Raw genomic sequence first — 2,401 nt, forward strand, 5'->3', positions numbered from 1 at the left:
CGTGGCGGTCACCGTGACGGATGACGACACGGCCGGGTTGGAGTTCAGCGCCCGTCCCTGACGGTGGACGAGGGGAGCAGCGCGTGAAGATGGCCACCGAGCCCACGGACACTGTCACGGTGACGGTGGGCGGCAACAACAGCGACGTGACCGTCTCTCCCGCCAGCCTCACCTTTAACAACACCACCTGGAACACTGCGCAGCCGGTCACCGTCTCGGCAGGGGAGGACGATGACGCCACGAACGACAGCGCCACCCTCAGCCACACTGCTGCTGGTGGCGGCTACAACAGCGTCACCGGTAACGTGGCGGTGACCATCACGGATAACGACATCCCAACGGATGTCCTCACCGAGGCCGTGAAGGCGGGGCAGGTGCGTGTTGGCCGCATCGTCACCCAGCAGGTGGTGGCTGCCGTGCAAGGCCGCTTTGCATCTACGCCATCCCAAGCCGGTCTCACCCTCACCGTGGCGCACGAAGAGCTGACAGGCGCCACGCCGTTGGCGGAGAACGAGGGGGTGTTATCCAAGGTGTTGGGGTTCGAGAGTGTCAGCGGTCAGCAACTGGCGCAGGGTTCTTCCTTCTCCTTCTCCCCACCATCACAAGCAGAGGCAGGAGGGGCAGGGGTAGAACACACAAGAACACCCCGCTTGTCCCTCTGGGGTGCGGGGGCGCTCTCCTCCTTCCATGGACAGGAAGACACCCTCTCCCTGAACGGGGAGGTGACCACCGCCCTGCTTGGCGCAGACTGGCGCACTGAGCAGTGGCAGGCTGGCGCGGCCCTCTCCCACTCCTGGGGCACCGGCTCCTACCAGGTCGATGGTGGTGGTGCTGCAGACTTCAGCAGCACCCTGCTGGGCCTGTTCCCCTATGGCCGTTATGCCCTCACCCCACGACTGGGTGTGTGGGCCGTGGCCGGGTACGGCCGGGGCAAGCTCTCCGTCACACCGGACGACGGGAGCAACAGGGAGTACCGGGCCGGGAGCACCATGGTGATGGGCGCCGTGGGGCTGGATGGCTTGCTCATCGATGGCGGCGCCGAGGGGCTGAGCCTCACCACCACCATCGACCTGCTGAGCCAGAGGACCACCACCGAGCAGGTGGATGCTCTCTCCTCCAGCGAGGGCAGCGTCTCCCGGCTGCGGGTGGGGTTGGAGGCGGGCCGCCCCTTCCCCTTGGCCAATGGCGCTGCCCTGCTCCCCTCGCTGGAGGTGGGCATGAGACAGGACAGCGGCGATGGGGAAACCGGCCTCGGTCTCGAAGTGGGCGCAGCTCTGGCATGGAACGATCCCCAACGGGGTATCAGCGCCCAAGTCAAGGGCCGCTCCCTGGTGACCCACGTGGAAAAGGAGTTCCGCCAGCAGGGCCTCGCCCTCTCCTTCTCCTGGGACCCCTCCCCCCACTGATCGCGGACCCTCCCTCGCCCTGGGTCACACCATGGGGGCGCCAACGGCATCCGGTATCCATGCCCTCCTTGATCCCACCGCCATCCAGCACTCCGACACATCACCCGGCAACAGCCACCAGTTCAAAGCCGACTTCGCCTACGGCTTCCCCGTCCACAACAACCGCCTCACCATGACACCAGGGGTGGCAGTGGCACTCTCCCCCACCACCAGCACCACCTCCCTCCGCTGGTCCCTGGCGCCCCACTCCCAGCACAGCCAGACACCACCCTGGCAACTCTCCCTCCAAGGAGAACGGGAAGAAAATACCACCACAGATACCCCCGTGGATCATTCCCTCAAGCTCAACTTCTCCCTCCCCTTCTGAGGGGAAGCCATGGGATGCAGAACGGGCATAACCGTTCCCTGCCGGGAAGGCGCTATTTCTCCTGCTTCCCTGAGCCGGAACCGGGGTTGAGGAGGCTCCTCTCCAACTTGCCACGGCGTCCTTGTGGAGAGGGGGCAATAATTGAGCCGCCAAGTGATAGACGGGTGGTGGAGCGGGCAGAGGCTTACACCACCCTGATGGGAATCAGCCCGCTCATAACAATAACATTCACTGCAGCAAGAGGCTGTCTGTCCACCACCGTCGTCTTCCGGTTCTTGGGTTCTGATTCTAAGGCAACCAGGGATAATCCTGATGCTGGGGAGACCGCTTTTCAAGAAAGGCATGATGGCCTTCCCGGGCCTCGTCCGTGCGGTAGAAGAGACTGGTGGCCTGACCCGCCAACTCCTGTAGCCCCACCATGCCGTCGGTTTCAGCGTTAAAGCCGGCCTTGAGGCAGCGGATGGCGGTGGGACTCATGGTCATGATGCGCCGCCCCCAGTTTACCCCCTCCTGCTCCAGGGTTTCGAGGGGAACCACCCGATTCACCAGCCCCATATCCAGGGCGGCCGCGGCGTCATAACGCTGGCAGAGAAACCAGATCTCCCGGGCTTTGCGCTGCCCCACCAAG

General features: G+C 64.6%; 3 protein-coding genes. 2 read left to right on the forward strand and 1 reads right to left on the reverse strand.

Features of this window, described 5'->3' with window-relative positions; genetic code table 11:
* The first annotated feature begins 89 nt into the window (after nt 1–89).
* Both BG35_RS0109155 and BG35_RS0109160 read left to right on the forward strand, forming a co-directional pair.
* The gene (locus tag BG35_RS0109155; protein ID WP_152535266.1) at nt 90–1,406 is read left to right on the forward strand and encodes an autotransporter outer membrane beta-barrel domain-containing protein; all 1,317 of its coding nucleotides are present in this window, start codon (nt 90–92) and stop codon (nt 1,404–1,406) included.
* A 31-nt stretch (nt 1,407–1,437) separates the two neighbouring features.
* Complete coding sequence (locus tag BG35_RS0109160; RefSeq protein WP_025782581.1) at nt 1,438–1,773, forward strand: hypothetical protein; 336 nt, start codon at nt 1,438–1,440, stop codon at nt 1,771–1,773.
* Nucleotides 1,774–2,061: 288 nt separating this feature from the next.
* Here the strand turns inward: BG35_RS0109160 and BG35_RS0109165 are convergent.
* The coding region (locus tag BG35_RS0109165) for an enoyl-CoA hydratase-related protein (protein ID WP_025782582.1) at nt 2,062–2,401 on the reverse strand (340 nt) is incomplete at its 5' end.

Origin of the sequence: Candidatus Synechococcus spongiarum SH4, assembly GCF_000586015.1 — a bacterium.
Classification (GTDB): domain Bacteria; phylum Cyanobacteriota; class Cyanobacteriia; order PCC-6307; family Cyanobiaceae; genus Synechococcus_B; species Synechococcus_B spongiarum_F.

What these genes read in the sequence shown, in the direction of transcription:
- BG35_RS0109160 (WP_025782581.1), top strand. Translation starts at nt 1,438, where the DNA reads ATGGGGGCGCCAACGGCATCCGGTATCCATGCCCTCCTTGATCCCACC.
- BG35_RS0109155 (WP_152535266.1), top strand. Translation starts at nt 90, where the DNA reads ATGGCCACCGAGCCCACGGACACTGTCACGGTGACGGTGGGCGGCAAC.